The 933-nt window shown below is 68.0% G+C and carries 1 protein-coding gene; it reads right to left on the minus strand.

Translation table 11 applies throughout. From position 1 onward, the window contains the following. Positions 1-829 (minus strand): IS5 family transposase (locus ND748_RS32870; RefSeq protein WP_251750143.1); only part of this gene is annotated, 829 nt, incomplete at its 3' end. Positions 830-933 lie beyond the last annotated feature (104 nt).

Consider the following 933-nt stretch of genomic DNA (forward strand, 5'->3'; position numbering starts at 1 on the left):
CGCTGGTTGTCCGTGGCGTCCAGCGGGAGACCGGGGTTCGGCGGGCGAGCCGGCGGACCATCGTGTGGATCATGGCCCAGTGCACGAAGGCGGCAGAGCTCGCCGGGTCGCGTTCGTAGTCGCGGGCGAGGCGGCGGTGCGCGGTGATCCATGCCAGCGTGCGTTCGACGACCCAGCGTTTCGGGAGTGGCTGGAAGCCTTGTTGGCCTTCCTTCTTCCGGACGATCTCGACCGTGGTCTTCACGACAGTGGTGGCCCAGGTGACGAACCGGCCGGCGAAACCGCCGTCAGCGAACAGGAAACGACAGGTCGGGATGGTGAAGTAGTGATCGACCAGCAGCTGGCGGGCGCCGTCGCGGTCCTGGCGGTTGGCCGGGACGACGAGCACGGTCAGGAGCATGCCGAGGGTGTCGACGACGATGAACCGCCTGCGGCCGTTGACTTTCTTCCCCGCGTCGTAGCCGCGGGTCGGGGCGGTCACCGTGGGAGCGCCCTTCACCGACTGGGAGTCGATCACCCCGGCGGTCGGCTCAGCGCTGCGTCCTTCAGCGCGGCGGACCTGGTCCCGTAACCCGTCATGAACCACGAGGACGACGCCTTTGCGTTTCCACCGCTCGAAGAAGCCGTAGACGGTCTTCCACGGCGGGAAGTCCGCCGGCAGCGCCCGCCACACGACCCCGTTGTGGGTCACGTAGAGAATCGCGTCCACGATGTCACGCCGGTCGTGTTTCTCGGGACGGCCGTCCTTCGGGGCCGGGGGCAGCAACGGCTGCACGTAGGCCCACTCCTGGTCGGACAGATCCGACGGATACCGGTGCGATCGCGCCATATCCGGACCCTGACCAGCCAGCCCCGCCGACCCGGCCCGCCACACCGAGAAGATCAGGAACGGGCCACACGCGGCCCACATAACCAAGATTCAGAACGGGCACT

The sequence above is a fragment of the Frankia sp. AiPs1 genome (assembly GCF_023716945.1).
Lineage (GTDB): Bacteria > Actinomycetota > Actinomycetes > Frankiales > Frankiaceae > Frankia.